General features: G+C 71.1%; 9 protein-coding genes. All 9 read left to right on the plus strand.

The genetic code is table 11. The features are described from left to right. Positions 1-38 precede the first annotated feature (38 nt). The 9 genes from WDU99_RS14530 (at position 39) to WDU99_RS14570 (ending at position 15,716) form a co-directional block, all read left to right on the plus strand. Entirely contained in the window at positions 39-1,010 is a 972-nt protein-coding gene (locus WDU99_RS14530) for an AAA family ATPase (RefSeq protein ID WP_337333177.1), read from the plus strand. After that, on the plus strand, positions 1,010-2,269 hold the full coding sequence (locus WDU99_RS14535) for a DUF58 domain-containing protein (RefSeq protein WP_337333178.1): 1,260 nt from the start codon (positions 1,010-1,012) through the stop codon (positions 2,267-2,269). Before WDU99_RS14530 ends, WDU99_RS14535 begins: the two co-directional genes overlap by 1 nt. Further along, positions 2,266-4,647, plus strand: a complete 2,382-nt coding sequence (locus WDU99_RS14540; protein ID WP_337333179.1) for a transglutaminaseTgpA domain-containing protein — start codon at positions 2,266-2,268, stop codon at positions 4,645-4,647. The genes WDU99_RS14535 and WDU99_RS14540 overlap by 4 nt, the downstream gene beginning before the upstream one ends. Beyond that, entirely contained in the window at positions 4,644-5,936 is a 1,293-nt protein-coding gene (locus WDU99_RS14545; RefSeq protein WP_337333180.1) for an RDD family protein, read from the plus strand. Before WDU99_RS14540 ends, WDU99_RS14545 begins: the two co-directional genes overlap by 4 nt. Beyond that, a complete protein-coding gene (locus tag WDU99_RS14550) occupies positions 5,933-6,745 on the plus strand; it encodes a PP2C family protein-serine/threonine phosphatase (protein WP_337333181.1) in 813 nt (270 codons plus the stop codon). The genes WDU99_RS14545 and WDU99_RS14550 overlap by 4 nt, the downstream gene beginning before the upstream one ends. Continuing rightward, on the plus strand, positions 6,742-8,058 hold the full coding sequence (locus WDU99_RS14555) for an FHA domain-containing protein (protein ID WP_337333182.1): 1,317 nt from the start codon (positions 6,742-6,744) through the stop codon (positions 8,056-8,058). Before WDU99_RS14550 ends, WDU99_RS14555 begins: the two co-directional genes overlap by 4 nt. Beyond that, positions 8,055-9,677, plus strand: coding sequence for a serine/threonine-protein kinase (locus tag WDU99_RS14560; RefSeq protein WP_337333183.1), 1,623 nt, complete (start codon positions 8,055-8,057; stop codon positions 9,675-9,677). The genes WDU99_RS14555 and WDU99_RS14560 overlap by 4 nt, the downstream gene beginning before the upstream one ends. Positions 9,678-9,682: 5 nt before the next feature. Next, complete coding sequence (locus WDU99_RS14565; RefSeq protein WP_337333187.1) at positions 9,683-11,128, plus strand: RDD family protein; 1,446 nt, start codon at positions 9,683-9,685, stop codon at positions 11,126-11,128. A gap of 76 nt (positions 11,129-11,204) precedes the next feature. After that, a complete protein-coding gene (locus tag WDU99_RS14570; RefSeq protein ID WP_337333184.1) occupies positions 11,205-15,716 on the plus strand; it encodes an FtsK/SpoIIIE domain-containing protein in 4,512 nt (1,503 codons plus the stop codon). Positions 15,717-15,822: the final 106 nt, after the last annotated feature.

The following is a 15,822-nucleotide window of genomic DNA, read 5'->3' on the forward strand; positions in this document are numbered from 1 at the left end:
CCGCCCTCTCACGACACGAAAATGAAGGAACAACACGCATGAGCATGACCCCCGAACAGGCGACCTGGTTCCAGGGAACCTTCAACCGCCTCGTGGAGAACGTCGACAACGCGCTGCAGGGCAAGAGCGAGGTGGTGGCGCTGGTGGTCTCGGCCATGCTGGCCGAGGGCCACGTGCTGCTCGAGGACGCACCCGGCACCGGCAAGACCAGCCTCGCCAAGGCGCTCGCGGCCACCGTGCAGGGCACCAGCTCGCGCATCCAGTTCACGCCCGACCTGCTGCCCTCCGACGTCACCGGTGTGACGATCTACGACCAGCAGGCGCACCGCTTCGAGTTCCACAAGGGACCGATCTTCGCATCGATCGTGCTGGCGGATGAGATCAACCGCGCGTCGCCGAAGACTCAGTCGGCGCTGCTGGAGGTCATGGAGGAGTCGCGGGTGACCGTCGACGGTGTCACGCACGAGGCGGGTCGCCCGTTCCTCGTCATCGCGACGCAGAACCCCGTCGAGCAGGCCGGCACCTACAAGCTGCCCGAGGCGCAGCTCGACCGCTTCCTGATCAAGACGTCGATCGGGTACCCCGACCTTGCCGTCGCGGAGCGCATCCTCGCCGGTGCCTCGCAGCGCAACCCCTCCGCAGCGCTGTCGGCGGTCATCACGACCGGTGCGGTCGCCGACATGGCCGACCTCGCGGCGACCGTCCACGTCGAGTCCGCCGTGCTGCGCTACGCGGCCGAGCTCGCCGAGGCCACCCGCAACGACCCGGCGATCCGGCTGGGCGTCTCGGTGCGCGGTGCCATCGCGATGGTGCGCATCGCGAAGGTGTGGGCCGCGGCGCACGGTCGTCACTACGTGCTGCCCGACGACATCAAGGCCCTGGCCGCTCCGGTGTGGCAGCACCGTCTGCTGCTCGACCCCGAGGCGGAGTTCGCCGGCACCACGGCCGACACCGTCATCGGCCGGGTGCTGGAGGGTGTCGCCGCTCCGCAGGCGCGCACGGCGGCCTGATGTCGCAGGGGACGATCGCCGCACCGGGGGTGGGGGAGCAGCAGGCGGGCTGGCGCGATGTCGCGGCCCTCATCGGCGCACGTGCGCTGCACCGGCTGAAGCTCATCGCCTCGGTAGTGCGCCCGCTGGGGTGGACGCTGCTCGCGCTCACCGTGCTGTTCTGGATCACCGGAGCGCTGCTCGGATGGCGCGAGCTGATCATGGCGGCATGGATGCTGGGCCTGGTGCTGCTGATCTGCGCGGCGTTCCTGATCGGACGCACGACCTACGACGTGTCGCTGGATCTGGCCCGCACCCGCGTGGTGGTCGGCGAGCGAGCGATCGGTGCCCTGACGTTGACGAACCGCAACTCGCGGCCGATCCTGCCCTCGCGCGTCGTGCTGCCGGTCGGCTCGGGCCGTGGCGACTTCTCGGTGAAGCGACTCGCCGCCGGCGAGGAGGCCGAAGAGCTGTTCGCGATCCCCACCCAACGCCGCGGTGTCGTGAAGGTCGGCCCTGTCAGCATCGTGCGCGGCGATCCGCTCGGCGTGTTCGAGCGCGCCCACCGGCGCGATGACCCCGTCGACCTGTTCGTGCACCCGAAGACCGTGCTGTTCGGCGGTCAGTCGCTCGGCTTCCTGCGTGACCTCGAGGGCCTGCCTGCTGCCGACCTCTCGCGCGACGACGTCTCGTTCCATGCCCTGCTGGAGTATCAGCCGGGCGATGACCTGCGGCACGTTCACTGGCGCTCCACGGCGCGCACCGGCGTGATGATGGTGCGCCAGTTCGAGGAGACCCGCCGCTCGCACTTCGTGATCGGACTCTCCCGCTCGCGTGCCGATTACCGCACGGAAGAGGAATTCGAACTGGCCATCTCGGTCGCCGGTTCCATCGGCCTGCGCGCGCTGCGCGACTCCCAGCGGGTCGATGTGCGCGTGCAGGGCCGCGAACTGGCATCCGGCACCGGCAAGCGCCTGCTCGACGCGCTGTCGATGGTCGAGCAGTCCAAGCCGCGCGAGGGCGGCATCGCCGACCTCGCCGGCGTGCTCGCGGCGACCATGCCGCTGGCGAGCGTCGTCGTGCTGGTGTGCGGCTCGAGCACGCGTGCCGAGGATCTGCGACAGGCGTGTTCGCGGCTGCCGTTCGGGGCGAAGGCGCTGGCCGTCGTCGTGCAGTCCGGGCTGGAGCAGCCCGCTCTGCGCCGCATCGCCGAGGCCGACGTCGTCACGGTCGGCGCACTCGACCAGCTTCCGCTCGCTCTTCAGAAGGTTCTCGCATGACCGCGGTATCCCCCTCCGAGCGGCCGATCCGGCGCTGGGTGCTCGACGTCGTCGCCGTCGGCCTGCTGCTGCTCGTCGCGCTGATCGGCTTCTGGTCGACCTTCGCCGGCCCGGTCTTCCTCATCTCGGTCGTCGGAGGTCTGCTGCTCGGCATCGCGATCGCCCTGGTCTGTGCGTGGCTGCGCTGGGGCATCCTCATCACCGCCGGTCTGACGATCGCCGCCTACTTCGTCTTCGGCGGCGCGCTCGCGCTGCCGTACACGACGATCGCCGGAGTCGTCCCGACGCTCGACACGCTGCGTGGTCTCGCCCTCGGCGCCGTGACCTCGTGGAAGCAGCTGCTCACCACGGTCGCGCCGGTGTCGGTGCAGGACGGTCACCTGCTGGTGACGTTCCTGATCAGTCTGGTCGCGTCGGTCACCGCGGCATCGCTCGCCCTGCGACTTCAGCGCGCGGTGTGGGCGCTGATCCCGATCGTCGGCGCGCTCGTGCTGGTGATCGCCCTCGGTGTGCCGCAGCCCGCGTTCCCGATCGTGCAGGGTCTCGTGCTCGCCGCCGTCACCGTCATCTGGCTCTCGCTGCGGGCCTGGTGGGCACCGCAGCGGAACGCCGTCGACGTGTCGGAGGCCGACCCGAGCCGCGCGAGGCACATGCGCACCCGCCGGCTCATCGGCGGGGTCGCGATCATCGCCATCGCCGCCGGGGCCGGCGTCGGGCTCAGCGCCGCGACCGCACCCGCGCAGCCGCGACACGTGTTCCGCGACGCGATCATCCCGCCGTTCGACATCCGCGACTACGCCAGTCCGCTGCAGTCGTTCCGCAAGAACGTGCGCGACGACAAGACCAATACGCTGTTCACCGTCGAAGGACTGCCCAAGGGCGCTCGTGTGCGCATCGGCGCCATGGACGAGTGGGACGGCATGGTCTACAACGTCACCGACGGAGGGCCCGGTTCGTCGAGTGCCTTCACGCCGCTGCGCTCCGACATGGCGCCAGAGGCCGAGGGCGTGCCGACCACGCTGCGCTTCACGATCGAGGACTACGCGGGTGTCTGGGTGCCGGGCGTGCCGACCCTCGACGAGATCACCTACACCGGCTCGCGGGGAGAGCAGCTGCGTCGCAGCACCTACGTGAACAACACCACCGACACCACCGTCGCGACCGCCGCGCTCGAGAAGGGCGACACGTACACCGTCGAGGCGATCGTGCCCGTGGCGCCGAGCGACGCGCAGCTGAAGGACGCCGAGTTCGCGAACGTCAAGCCGCATACCGCGACGTACGCTCCCGAGGACCTCGCGAACATCGCGGCCGAGGTGGTGACCGACGCCGAGACCCCGATCGAGCAGGTGCGCGCACTGGAGGCGCACTTCTCGAAGGACGGGTTCTTCAGCCACGGGCTCGAGGGCGAGGTGCTCTCGAGGGCCGGTCATACGGCCGAGCGCATCAGCACGCTGCTGGGCGGCGACCAGATGGTCGGCGACGACGAGCAGTACGCCGTGGTGATGGCGCTCGCCGCCGGCGAGGTCGGCATCCCCGCGCGGGTCGTGATGGGGTACTACCCCGACGAGAAGGACGCCGGGGGTGCCTTCGAGGCCACCGGCGACGATGTGCACGCCTGGGTCGAGGTGCCCTTCGAGGGCATCGGCTGGGTGGCGTTCGATCCGACGCCGCCCGAGGACCAGGTGCCGAAGAACCAGAACACCAAGCCGCGGGTCGACCCGAAGCCGCAGGTGCTGCAGCCCCCGCCCCCGCCGCAGGAGCCCGTCGACCTTCCGCCGACGGTGCCCGACGATCGTGAGCCGCAGGACGACAGCCCGAACATCCTGGGGATCATCGGGATGATCCTGGCGATCGCGGGCATCTCGCTGGGCACCCTGCTGCTGCTGCTCTCGCCGTTCATCGTGATCGGCGTGTGGAAGGCGGCCAAGCGTCGTTCCCGCCGCAACGCGGCCACTCCATCGGACCGCATCAGCGGCGGGTGGGACGAGCTGACCGACCGTGCCATCGATCACGGCGCCCGTCTGACGCCGGGGGCGACCCGCGGCGAGGAGGCGTCCATGGTGGCGTCCGCGGTCGCCGTCCCCGCCGCGACCGCCCTTGCCGACCGCGCCGACAGTCAGGTCTTCGGACCGGGCGAGCCGACGGCTGAGGATGTCGAGGCGTTCTGGCGGGAGGTCGACGACGCTGTGGGCGGTATGCGCAGCAGCGCCGGATTCTGGACCCGCGTGAGGGCGCGTCTCAGCATCCGATCCCTCTCCGGCGGCAGCCGGCTGACGGCACGGCTGCAAGAGGTGCGTGCGGCCGCAGCCGCGCGCGTGCGCCGCGAACCTGGCAACATCGACTCGAAGAGCACGAAACCCGAGAGTGAGACCCGATGACGACACTTCCCTTCGGCGAGGTCGCTCCCATCCAACGCCGGGTGGTGGCGTACATCCTCGACGCGCTCATCGCGAGCGTCATCCCGATCGTGGGCACGGTGGTGACGATCATCCTGCTGACTGGCGCCGCCGCATCGCCGGATCCGCTCGCCGGGATGGCGGCGGTGATGGTGCTGATGCCGATCATCGCGCTGCTCGAGATCGCCTGGCTGGTGGTGTACACGCTGATGCAGTCGGGTGCCGGTTCGATCGGCATGCGCGCACAGGGACTGCGTCTGGTGTCGGTGAAGGACGGCTCGGGCATCGGATTCTGGCGCGCGCTGCTGCGCAACGTGGTTTTCGGCCTGGCCGGCAGCATCGTCGTCGGATACTTCTCGCCGCTGTTCGACGGCTCGGGTCGCTTCCAGGGCTGGCATGACAAGGCGTCGGATGCTGTGATGCTGGATGCCCGGATCTCGGCGCCTTCGGCGCCGACGACCGCGGTGCCCGTGGCAGTGCCCGGTGCGTCGTTCCCGCAGCCGGCACCGGCGGCGCCGATCTACCCCGCCGGGGCGCCCTCGCTGGTCGTTCCGCCGAGGCCGCCGATGCCTCCGGCGATGCCCCCGCGTCCAGCGCCGCCGGCACCCGCGGGTCAGCCCGCGCCGGCCACGCCCGCCGCACCGGAGGTGCCCGCCGATCTGCCGGACCAGACCGTCATCTCTCCGCGGCGCACCGACGCTCTGCCCGATGACCCGCTGATCTCGTTCGTACCCGGTGTGACGCAGCAGCCTCCGGCGCCGAGTGCGCCGCCGGCACCGGCCGCTCCCGAGCCGACGTCCGCGCCCGAGGCAGCCGCACCGGCCGCACCGGCTCCGCCCGCACCGGCTAAGCCCGCACCGGCTACGCCCGCGGCGCCATCGGCCCCGCTCACATCGGCGCCCGCGGGAGGCGACGATGACATCGAGTCGACGCGCATCAGCATCCCTGGGCACCGCCTGGTCTTCACCTGGGACGATGGGCAGCGCTCGTCGGTGTCGGGACGCACCGTGTTCGGCCGCAACCCCGACCCCGAGGCGGGGGCGGTCATCATCGCCGTGCGCGACGAGACCCTGTCGCTGTCGAAGACCCATTTCGAGGCCGGCGCCGAGCCGACCGGCGGCTGGGTGATGGACCGTCAGTCGACCAACGGCACGGTCGTCGTGCGCGACGGCGTGCGCATCGCCTGCCCTCCGGGGCAGCGCATCCCGGTGCGTCTCGGCGACGCCATCGAGATCGGCGACCGGATCGTGACGATCGGCGGCTTCGCGTGAGTGCACCGCTGCTGGCCAGCTCCGGGGCGGACACGCACACCGGCCGACGACGCAGCCTGAACGAGGACGCGCATCTCGCCGCGGCGCCGGTGTTCCTGGTCGCCGACGGCATGGGAGGGCACGAGGCCGGCGAGCGCGCCAGCGCGGCGGTCATCGCCGAGTTCACCGAGCTGATCGGCCGCGAGTCACTGGCCCTCGACGACGTGCGGCAGGCGCTCGCGCGGGCCCGCCTCGCGGTCGAGCAGCTCGAGACGATCAATGCCTCGCGGGCGGGGACGACGCTGAGCGGGGTGGTGATCTCGTCTGTCGACGGACTGGGGTACTGGCTGGCGATGAACATCGGCGACTCGCGCACGTACCGCTTCGCGGACGGCGAGCTCGAGCAGATCACCGTCGACCACTCGGTGATCCAGGAGCTGATCGATCTCGGCGAGCTCACGCCCGAGACCGCCATGACCGATTCGCGTCGCAACATCATCACGCGGGCGATCGGCGGCGGCAGCAGCGGCGACGCCGACTTCTGGCTGTTCCCCGCCGAGATCGGCGATCGGATGCTGGTGTGCTCCGACGGCCTCACCTCGGAGGTGCCCGATGCGCGCATCCGCGAGGTTCTGGCGCACGAGTCCGATCCGCAGCGTGCGGCCGCGGTGCTCACCGCCGATGCCGTGGAGGCGGGCGGGCGCGACAACATCACCGTCATCGTGGTCGACGCGACCGCGGTGGCGTCGAGGCCGGGTGCGGTCGTCCTCTCGGATGAGGTCGACGATGCAACCCGCCCTCGTGAGGCATTGAATGGAGGGGCTCGATGAATCAGTTCTCGTACCGACCCGGCAGCTGGCAGGTCGTGGTCGAAGACGGCGGTGTCGTGGCCGTCCCCGGTGATGTCGCCGCCGACCGGCTCGTGCGCCTGACGCAGATGCTGCGGCAGGGCACGCCGGCGCTGACCGATGTGATCGACGTGCTCGCCGCCGGCTCGATCGCGACGCTGGGCTCGTTCGCCGTGGCGCTCACGCCCGGTGGGGCGGTGCGCTTCGCCGTGCGCGGACCGGTGACCGTGCGCATCGACGCCGAGTCGGGTGCCGAGTCGGTCTCCGGTGCTGACGTCAGCACCTGGAGCGAACGCTACGTGGTCGATCCGCAGGACTTCGAACTCGTGCTCGAGGAGCCCTCCGGCGACGCCGCGCTGCCGATCCGCTCGGGGGTCGTGCTGGCGGGATCGCTGCGCACGGGTGAAGTGCCGTCGGGCGAAGCGCCCTCGGACGCGTCCGTGTCGGCGGCTGCGCCGACAACACCCGTCGAGGCGCCGCCGGCGCCGGTCGACGAGACGCCCGCGGAGCTGTCCGACTCCTCGCCCGCGCTGCACACGCTGATCCCGAGTGACCTCACGCTGGCATCTGCGCCCGACGCCGCCGATCAGTTCGGCTCCGAGGAATCGGATGCTGACGCGCAGCCGCCGGTCGACGCGCAGCCGCCGGTCGACGCGACCGGCCCCGAGGATGAGCCGGCTGCCCCACAGCCCGAGTCCGACCTGCACGAATCCGCGCTCGAGCACACCGTGCACAAGCCGTCTTCAGCATCCGCGTTCCCCCCTCCGCCGCCGGCGCCGCCGGTCGTCCCGCCTCTGCCGCCGGCACCGCCGGTGCCGCCGCTGGGCGACCATGACGGCGCGACCATCTCGCTCGCCGAGGTGCGCAGGCTGCGCGCCGAGGCCGGTGCGCCGGCGCCGGCCGCGCCGGACGCGCCGACCGAGCTGATCCCCACGACCGACGCGCCGCAGTCCACGCATGGCGTGGTGCGCCTGTCGACCGGTCAGGTCATCGAACTCGACCGCACGGTCATCATCGGCCGTCGACCGCGTTCGACGCGCGCCAGCGGCGAGTCGATGCCGCACCTGGTCGCCGTCGACAGTCCCCAGCAGGACATCTCGCGCAGTCACCTCGAGATCCGCCCGGAGGGCGACTCGGTCGTGGTGATCGATCTGCGCACGACCAACGGCTCCACGCTGCTGCGCCCCGGTGCGGACCCGGTGCGCCTGCACCCCGGCGAGCACACCCTCGTGCTCACCGGCGACGTCGTGGATCTCGGTGACAGTGTGACCGTCGCCTTCGAGGGGCTCGCGTGAGCAGGCCCCCGTCATCACCACCCCAGCTGCCGGGCTTCTCCTACCTGCAGCCGCTGGGCGCGGGCGGCTTCGCCGATGTGTTCCTGTACGAGCAGGAGATGCCGCGACGCAGGGTGGCGGTGAAGGTGCTGCTCGCCGATCGCATCACCACCGGAGCCGCGCAGGAGTTCACCGACGAGGCGAACGTGATGGCGATGCTGTCGACCCATCCCGCCATCGTCACCATCTACCAGGCCGGCGTGGCCGGCGACGGACGCCCGTATCTGGTGATGGAGTACTGCCCGCGTCCCAACCTGCAGGCGCGCGCCCGCAAGGAGTCGTTCTCGGTCGCCGAGGCGCTGCGCGTGGGCATCCAGGTCGCGGGTGCGGTCGAGACCGCGCACCGCGCCGGTGTGCTGCACCGTGACATCAAGCCGGCGAACATCCTCGTCACCGAGTACAACCGTCCGGCGCTCACCGACTTCGGCATCGCCTCGACGACCGGAGCGGTCACCGAATCTGCCGGCATGTCGATCCCGTGGTCGCCGCCGGAGTCGTTCGCCGAACCGCCGCGCAGCGGCCCCCGCACCGACGTGTACGCGCTCGGCGCGACGGTCTACACGCTGCTCGCCGGACGCTCTCCGTTCGAACGCCCCGGTGAGCGCAACAGCAGTGCCGACCTCATCGAGCGCATCGAGCGCATGGCGGTGCCGACACTCGGTCGTCCCGACTCGCCGGCCAGCCTGCAGACCGTGCTCGCCCGCGCGATGGCGAAGAACCCCGACGACCGCTACCCCAGCGCAGTGGCCTTCGCCCGCGCGCTGCAGAAGGTGCAGATCGAGCTGGCGCACTCGGTGACGCCCATCGACATCGTCGACGAGCATCCGTCCCCCGAAGAGCGCGGCGACGACGACGACGGCCTCACGCGGGTGCGCGAGGTCACCTCGATCGCCCCCGAGGGCGCGACGCGACCCTCGGCGCTGACCGAGCCTCGTCGCCCCGAGCACACGCCCGGTGACATGCCGCGCTTCGATCCAGCGGCGTCGTCGGTGCAGGACCGCACCCAGGTGCGGCCCAAGACCGTCACCCCGGTCGCGCCCGTCGATGACGAGCGCACCGTGCTGCGCCCGCCCGCCGTGGTCTCGCCCGCGCAGCCCGCACCTGCCGCACCTGCCGCACCCGTGCACTCGGCGCCGCCTGCGGAGCACGACGGTCGAGCGACGCCGCGCGGCCGGGGATGGATCGGCTGGGTGATCGGCGCAGCCGCCGCGGTCGTGCTGCTCGTGGGCGTGTTCGTCTTCGGCGACGACATCACCGACGCCCTCGTGCCTCAGGCGGAGCCGACCGCGAGCGAGTCGGCCCTGCCGCAGGATCCGGTCGCGGCGATCGTCCCGTCGGTCGGCGACCTGACCGGCACGCGCGACGGCGAGACGGTGAGCTTCTCGTGGAGCAACCCCGACGAGGCCGAGGGCGATTCGTACATCTGGAATCAGGTGACCCTCGACGGCCCCGGTCAGGCGCACCAGACGGAGCAGACCGAGATCACACTCCCGGGGGCGCACCCCGAGCGGACGTGCGTGGAGGTCGTGCTCAAGCGTGCAGACGGACGCTCGTCGCAGTCGGTGAGGGAGTGCGTGTGACGGGCATGATCTGGGAGATCGACGACGGCAAGCAGAAGGAGGTCGAGGGACTCGACGCCGCCGGCCGTCCCGATCCCGCCTATGCCGCCGCGCTCGGGCTGCTGTCCGCCCCGCTGGGCCGACGCGCGCTCGCCATGACCATCGACATGGCGGTGCTGCTGGCGCTGCAGCTGCCGTTCTGGCTGGGTGCTGTGGCGCTGCTGCTGAAGTTCGGCACCGGCACGATCTCGGTGTACGGGCTCGTCAACCACCCCGGATTCGTGCTCGCGATCGTCACGACGGCCGTGACGCTGGTGCTCACGCTCGTCTACAGCATCGTGCAGTGGATCCTGCACGGCCGGCGCGGAGTCACGCTCGGCAAGAACATCACCGGCATCCGCACCGTGAACGTGCGCACACTCGAGCGCCCGAAGGTCGGCGCGGTGCTGCTGCGCTTCCTGATCGTGGGCGCATCGGGAATCGTCCCGCTGATCGGACCCGTGCTGTTCCTGAGCTCACCCGCCTTCGACCCGGCAAGGCGGCGGCGCGGCTGGCACGACCTCGCCACCGGCACCTGGCTCGTCGACGTCAAGCAGGGACTGAACCCCTTCGATGAGAAGCGGATGCGGGTCGCCCGCAAGATGGTCGTCGCCGAGCCCGTCGCCGAGCGTGCCGAACTGCCGTCGCTCGCGACACCCGTTGGTCCGGGCGCCCAGCCGTCGTACCGACCCGGCAACCGCGTCAGCGCCGGCGTGCTCGGGGTGGCGCGCCCCCACGACGGGCGTCGCCGTGCGGAATCCGATCGGCCGGAGCCGATGATGCCGGCGCGGGGCCTGCCGAGCGAGGCCGGGAAGCCCGTGCTGGGCGGCTACCGCAGCCTCGCCACCGACGCGAATGCCCCGGCGCCCGCACCTGCGCCGCCAGCCATGCCGTCCGCGCCGCAGCACGCGCCGCAGGCGACTCCGCCGGCTCCGGCATCCGAGCCGCTCTCGGTGGCCGTCCCGCCGAAGGCACCGGAACAGACCCCGGAACCGCCGTCGGTGGCGGTGCACGTGGAGGAGCCCCGCACTCCAGCATCCGCCCCGCCCGCATCCGCACCCTCGGCATCCGCGCCCTCCGCCGCGGCGCCCGCTTCGGCGGCGGCGTCCGCCGCTCTCGTGCTGGTGCTCGACAGCGGCGAGCGCATCCCGGTGAGCGCACCGGTGCTGCTGGGACGCAACCCCGACGCGAGCGCGCACGCCGGCGCACGTCCCGTGCCGATGGCCGATGACACCCGGTCGCTGTCGAAGACCCACATGCTGGTGCGCCCGGTGCCGGGCGGGCTCGAGATCACCGACTGCCGCTCGACCAACGGCTCCGGGCTGGTCCGCGCCGGTGTGGAGTACAGCGTGGCCGCCGACGTGCCCGTGATCACCATCGAGGGCGACCGGATCCGACTCGGAGACCGGGTCGCCACCGTGATGCGCGGATGACAGTGCCCGCACGCCACACCGCAGCCATCGCTGCGCCGAGCACGAACTCACGCCTGCAACGAACTGAGGAAGACGCATGAGGCTGAAGCTGACCCTGCATCGCCCGGCCGGTGACCCCGTCGACATCGCGATCACGACCGACTCGACGGCCACCGCCGGCGACGTCGCCCGTCACGTCGCCGAATCCGACCCGACACGGTCCATCCCGGTCGCCGAGGGCGACGTGCTGACCCTCGCCGTCGCCCCGCCCACCGGGGAGCGTCTCGTTCCGCTGCGCCCCGACGTGCCGATCGGCGAGGCCGCGATCGGATCGGGCTTCGCCGCTTCCATCGTCAACTACGGTCCCGGCTACTCCGCCGAGGGGCGCAGCGAGGTGGTCGGCGTGCTGCGTGCGACCGCAGGCCCCGCGGCGGGCCAGGAGTTCCCCATCTCCGCCGGACACGTGTTCCTCGGGCGCGATGCCGACAACGACGTCGTGCTGACCGATCCCATGGTGTCGAAGCGGCACGCGCGCCTCGAGGTCGGCACGCACATCGAGGTCGTCGACCTGAACTCGGCCAACGGCGTGCTCGTCGACGGTGTCGCGGTGCAGCGCGTCCGCGTCGAGGAGGGTGAGCCGTTCGTGATCGGCGGCACCACGCTCGAACTGCGACTGGCGCGCTCGTTCGACGGCTCCGCCTCAGAGGACCCGATCATCGAGCGCGGCGGCGGGCTGATGTTCAACCGCGGGCCGCGGGTGGAGGTGCGCTACCCGGGAACCCGGTTCAAGATGCCTCGCCTGCCCACCGAGAAGATCGGCAAGATGTTCCCGTGGCCGATCCTGGTGGCGCCGATCCTGATGGGAGCGGCGCTTTACGCGATGAACGGCAACCCGCGCTCGCTGCTGATGATCGTGATGACGCCGCTGATGGCGTTCGGGAACATCATCAACCAGTCGGTGCAGGAGAAGAAGAGCACGAATCACGAGTTCGTGCTCTTCGAGCGGCAGTACGAGCAGCTCGAAGAGGACTTCTTTCACGGCAAGCCCGCTGAGGAGCAGGCGCGCAATGAGGAGTCGCCGCCGGTCGCCGAGGTCTTCGATCACGCGATGCGGCTCGGCCCCATGCTGTGGACCAGGCGGCCCGAGCACTGGAACTTCCTCGGCGTGCGTCTTGGCACCTGCCGGCTCACCGCCCGCAACACGATCGAGGATGAGGAGACGCCCGAAGGGCTGCCGGAGTTCATCGACCGCGTCGACCGGCTGCGTGAGCGCTACGAGTTCGTCGACGACGTGCCGGTGTTCGACCTGCTGGCCGATGCCGGCTCCATCGGCATCGCGGGCCAGCAGGGGCCGGTCGCCGACGCGATGCGCGGCATCGCCGTGCAGCTGTTCGGCCTGCACGCACCCAACGACGTCGTCACCGTCGCGTTCTCGGACGCGGCGTGGACGCCCGAGCTGGACTGGCTCAAGTGGATGCCGCACGCGTCGAGCGAGCGCAGCCCGTTCCGCGATGTGGCGCTCGCCGACTCGGCGCCGACCTCGGCGGGGCTGCTCAGCATGCTCGAGGACTACGTGCAGCGCGCGGCCGCCGGTGGCGGCGGCGAGCCCAGGGGCCCCTTCAAGGAGGACTGGAACCCGCTGCTGTACGGCACCGACGTCGCGCGCGCCGCGACCGAGCACCAGAAGACTCCGACGGTGTCGGTGATCGTGTTCGTCACCGGCGACGCACCGGTCGATCGCGGACGGCTCACCGATGTGCTCGAGCGCGGCGCCGACCACGGTGTGCACGCGGTGTTCGTCTCGCCGACCGTGGAGTCGCTGCCCGCCGCGTGCCGCAGCTACATCGACGTCACCGGCGGTCTCGACGACGCCGAGGTCGGACTGGTGCGCAACGGGGAGCGCTACGAGCACGTGCGGGTGGAGGGCGTCTCGAACGCGTACATGCAGATGCTCGCGCGCCGCCTCGCCCCCGTGGTGGATGCCAGCACCGTGGTGCACGACGCATCCGACATCCCGAACTCGGTGAACTTCCTGCAGCTCGTCGACCCGGCCATCGCTGAGGACCCCCAGGTCGTCATCGAGCGGTGGCGGCAGAACAACACGATCGTCGACCGGTCGAGCAATCCGCGTCCGCGGTTGAAGAAGGCGGGCACCCTGCGCGCCATCATCGGTCAGGGCGCCAGTGACGCGATGGCGCTCGACCTGCGCACGCACGGCCCGCACGCCCTGGTCGGCGGCACCACGGGTGCCGGAAAATCGGAGTTCCTGCAGGCCTGGGTGCTCGGCATGGCCGCGGCGCACAGCCCCGACCGGGTCACCTTCCTGTTCGTCGACTACAAGGGCGGGTCGGCCTTCGCCGACTGCGTCGAGCTGCCGCACTGCGTGGGACTGGTCACCGACCTGAGCCCGCACCTGGTGCGCAGAGCGCTGACGAGCCTGCGCGCCGAGCTGCAGTACCGCGAGCACCTGCTCAACCGCAAGAAGGCGAAGGATCTGCTCGAGCTCGAGAAGCGGCAGGATCCGGAGTGCCCGCCGGCACTGGTGCTCGTCATCGACGAGTTCGCGGCACTGGCATCCGAGATGCCGGACTTCGTCGACGGGGTCGTCGACATCGCCCAGCGCGGCCGGTCCCTCGGCATCCACCTGATCATGGCGACCCAGCGTCCCGCCGGCGTCATCAAGGACAACCTGCGCGCGAACACCAACCTGCGCATCGCGCTGCGGATGGCCGACGAGGCCGACTCCCGCGACGTCGTCGATGACGAGATCGCCGCGACCTTCCCCGCGTCGATCCCCGGCCGGGCGATCGCGAAGACCGGTCCGGGGCGCCTCGTGCCGTTCCAATCGGCGTACGCCGGCGGCTGGACGAGCGACGACGAGACCGCGGTGGCGGAGGTGCGCGTCTCGGAGCTGCGCTTCGGAGCCACCCGAGAGTGGGAGTCGGACCGCCCCGCCGAGTCGGAGACGCACGAGGAGGACCTCGGGCCGAACGACCAGAAGCGCATCGTCACGAACCTCATCCGCGCGGCCGACGTCGCCCGGCTGCAGCTGCCCCGACGGCCCTGGCTGGACGACCTGCCGACCGTCGTCGACCTGCGGCACCTCACCAACGACGGCGACACCCGCATCCCGCTGGCGCTGCTGGACGTGCCCGAGAAGCAGCTGCAGGAGACGGCGGTGTTCTCGCCGGACCGCGACGGCTCGCTGGTCGTGTACGGCACGTCCGGATCGGGTAAGTCGACCCTGCTCAAGACGATCGCCACGGCGGCCGGGATGCGACCCGAGCTCGGCCGCGTGCAGGTGTACTGCCTCGACTTCGCATCGGGTGCGCTGGGTGTGCTCGCCGGTCTGCCGCACGTGGGGTCGGTGGTCGACAGCGCCGACACCGATCGCATCCAGCGTCTGCTGCGCACGCTCGACCGCGAGATGGATCGCCGGGCGGCGGCCTTCTCGGCCGCGAGTGCCGCATCGGTGCAGGAGTACCGTGACCTCGCCGACCCGGCCATGCCGCGCATCCTGCTGCTGATCGACAACTACCCCGAGTTCAAGAAGGACTGGGAGATGGCTCCGGGACGCGGGCCGTTCTACCGCATCTTCATGCGCATCCTCGGTGAGGGGCGCACCCTCGGTCTGCACACCGTGATCACCGCCGACCGAGGCAACGCGGTGCCCAGCGCCGTGGCGTCGAACATCTCGCGACGCGTCGTGCTGCGCATGGGCGATCCGAGCCAGTACATGCTGCTCAACGCCCCGCGCGACATCCTCGACGAGCAGTCCGGACCAGGACGCGCGGTCATCGACGGGCACGAAGCCCAGATCGGTGTGCTCGGCGGCAGCACGAACGTGGTCGAGCAGACCAAGGCGCTCACCGTGCTCGGCGAGCGCCTGCGCGCGCAGGGCGTGCGCGACCTGCCCGAGATCGGCGCGCTGCCGACGATGGTGCCGGTCGCCGACATGCCGGCGCAGGTTGACGGGATGCCCGTGTTCGGCGTGGCCGACGACACCCTGGCCCCGCACGGGTTCGAGCCGATCGGCTCGTTCGTCATCTCGGGTCCGCCGTCGTCGGGCCGCACGAACGCCCTGCGGGCGCTGATCGTCGCCATGGAGCGCTTCGATCCCAGCATCCGCATGTACCACTTCGGCAACCGCCGGGCCGAGCTGCGCGACTTCCGTCCGTGGACCGGCAGCGCGGCTCGCCCTGAAGAGGCGAAGGACCTGGCGGCGGAGCTCGCCGAGCTCGTCGTCAGCGACGCCCCGGCCGGGCGGATCATGATCGTGATCGAAGACATGACCCATCTCGCTGACGGCCCCGCCGACCGCCCGATGCGCGCGCTGCTGCAGGCGATGAACAACAGCGACCACCTGCTGATCGCCGACGCCGAGATCAGCCGCGCCAGCGGAAGCATCGGCGTGCTCGGCGAATGGAAGTCGGGGCGCCAGGGAATCGTGCTCAAGCCCGACACCTACGACGGCGAGGGCATCTTCAAGACGCCCTTCGGCCGCGTCAAGCGGTCGGACTTCCCGGTGGGTCGAGGCATCTTCGTGCAGGCCGGCCGTGCCATCACGATGCAGATGCCGTACGTGCCCGAGGGCCCCGCGGCGCCGTGACGCCGCTGCGATGAGGGTGGTCGACGGCCTGCGGAACCACATGGGTAGCGCTCCCCATTTGGCCGCGTGCGCAGCTCGACTACTCTCGTCGTAGAGGTCCGAAGGG

It is taken from the genome of Microbacterium bandirmense, from assembly GCF_037204185.1.
Classification (GTDB): Bacteria; Actinomycetota; Actinomycetes; order Actinomycetales; family Microbacteriaceae; genus Microbacterium; species Microbacterium bandirmense.

Bases quoted from the DNA above. Each gene is read 5' to 3' on its own strand.
- WDU99_RS14530 (WP_337333177.1), top strand. From the start codon at position 39: ATGAGCATGACCCCCGAACAGGCGACCTGGTTCCAGGGAACCTTCAAC.
- WDU99_RS14535 (WP_337333178.1), top strand. From the start codon at position 1,010: ATGTCGCAGGGGACGATCGCCGCACCGGGGGTGGGGGAGCAGCAGGCG.
- WDU99_RS14540 (WP_337333179.1), top strand. From the start codon at position 2,266: ATGACCGCGGTATCCCCCTCCGAGCGGCCGATCCGGCGCTGGGTGCTC.
- WDU99_RS14545 (WP_337333180.1), top strand. From the start codon at position 4,644: ATGACGACACTTCCCTTCGGCGAGGTCGCTCCCATCCAACGCCGGGTG.
- WDU99_RS14555 (WP_337333182.1), top strand. From the start codon at position 6,742: ATGAATCAGTTCTCGTACCGACCCGGCAGCTGGCAGGTCGTGGTCGAA.
- WDU99_RS14565 (WP_337333187.1), top strand. From the start codon at position 9,683: ATGATCTGGGAGATCGACGACGGCAAGCAGAAGGAGGTCGAGGGACTC.
- WDU99_RS14570 (WP_337333184.1), top strand. From the start codon at position 11,205: ATGAGGCTGAAGCTGACCCTGCATCGCCCGGCCGGTGACCCCGTCGAC.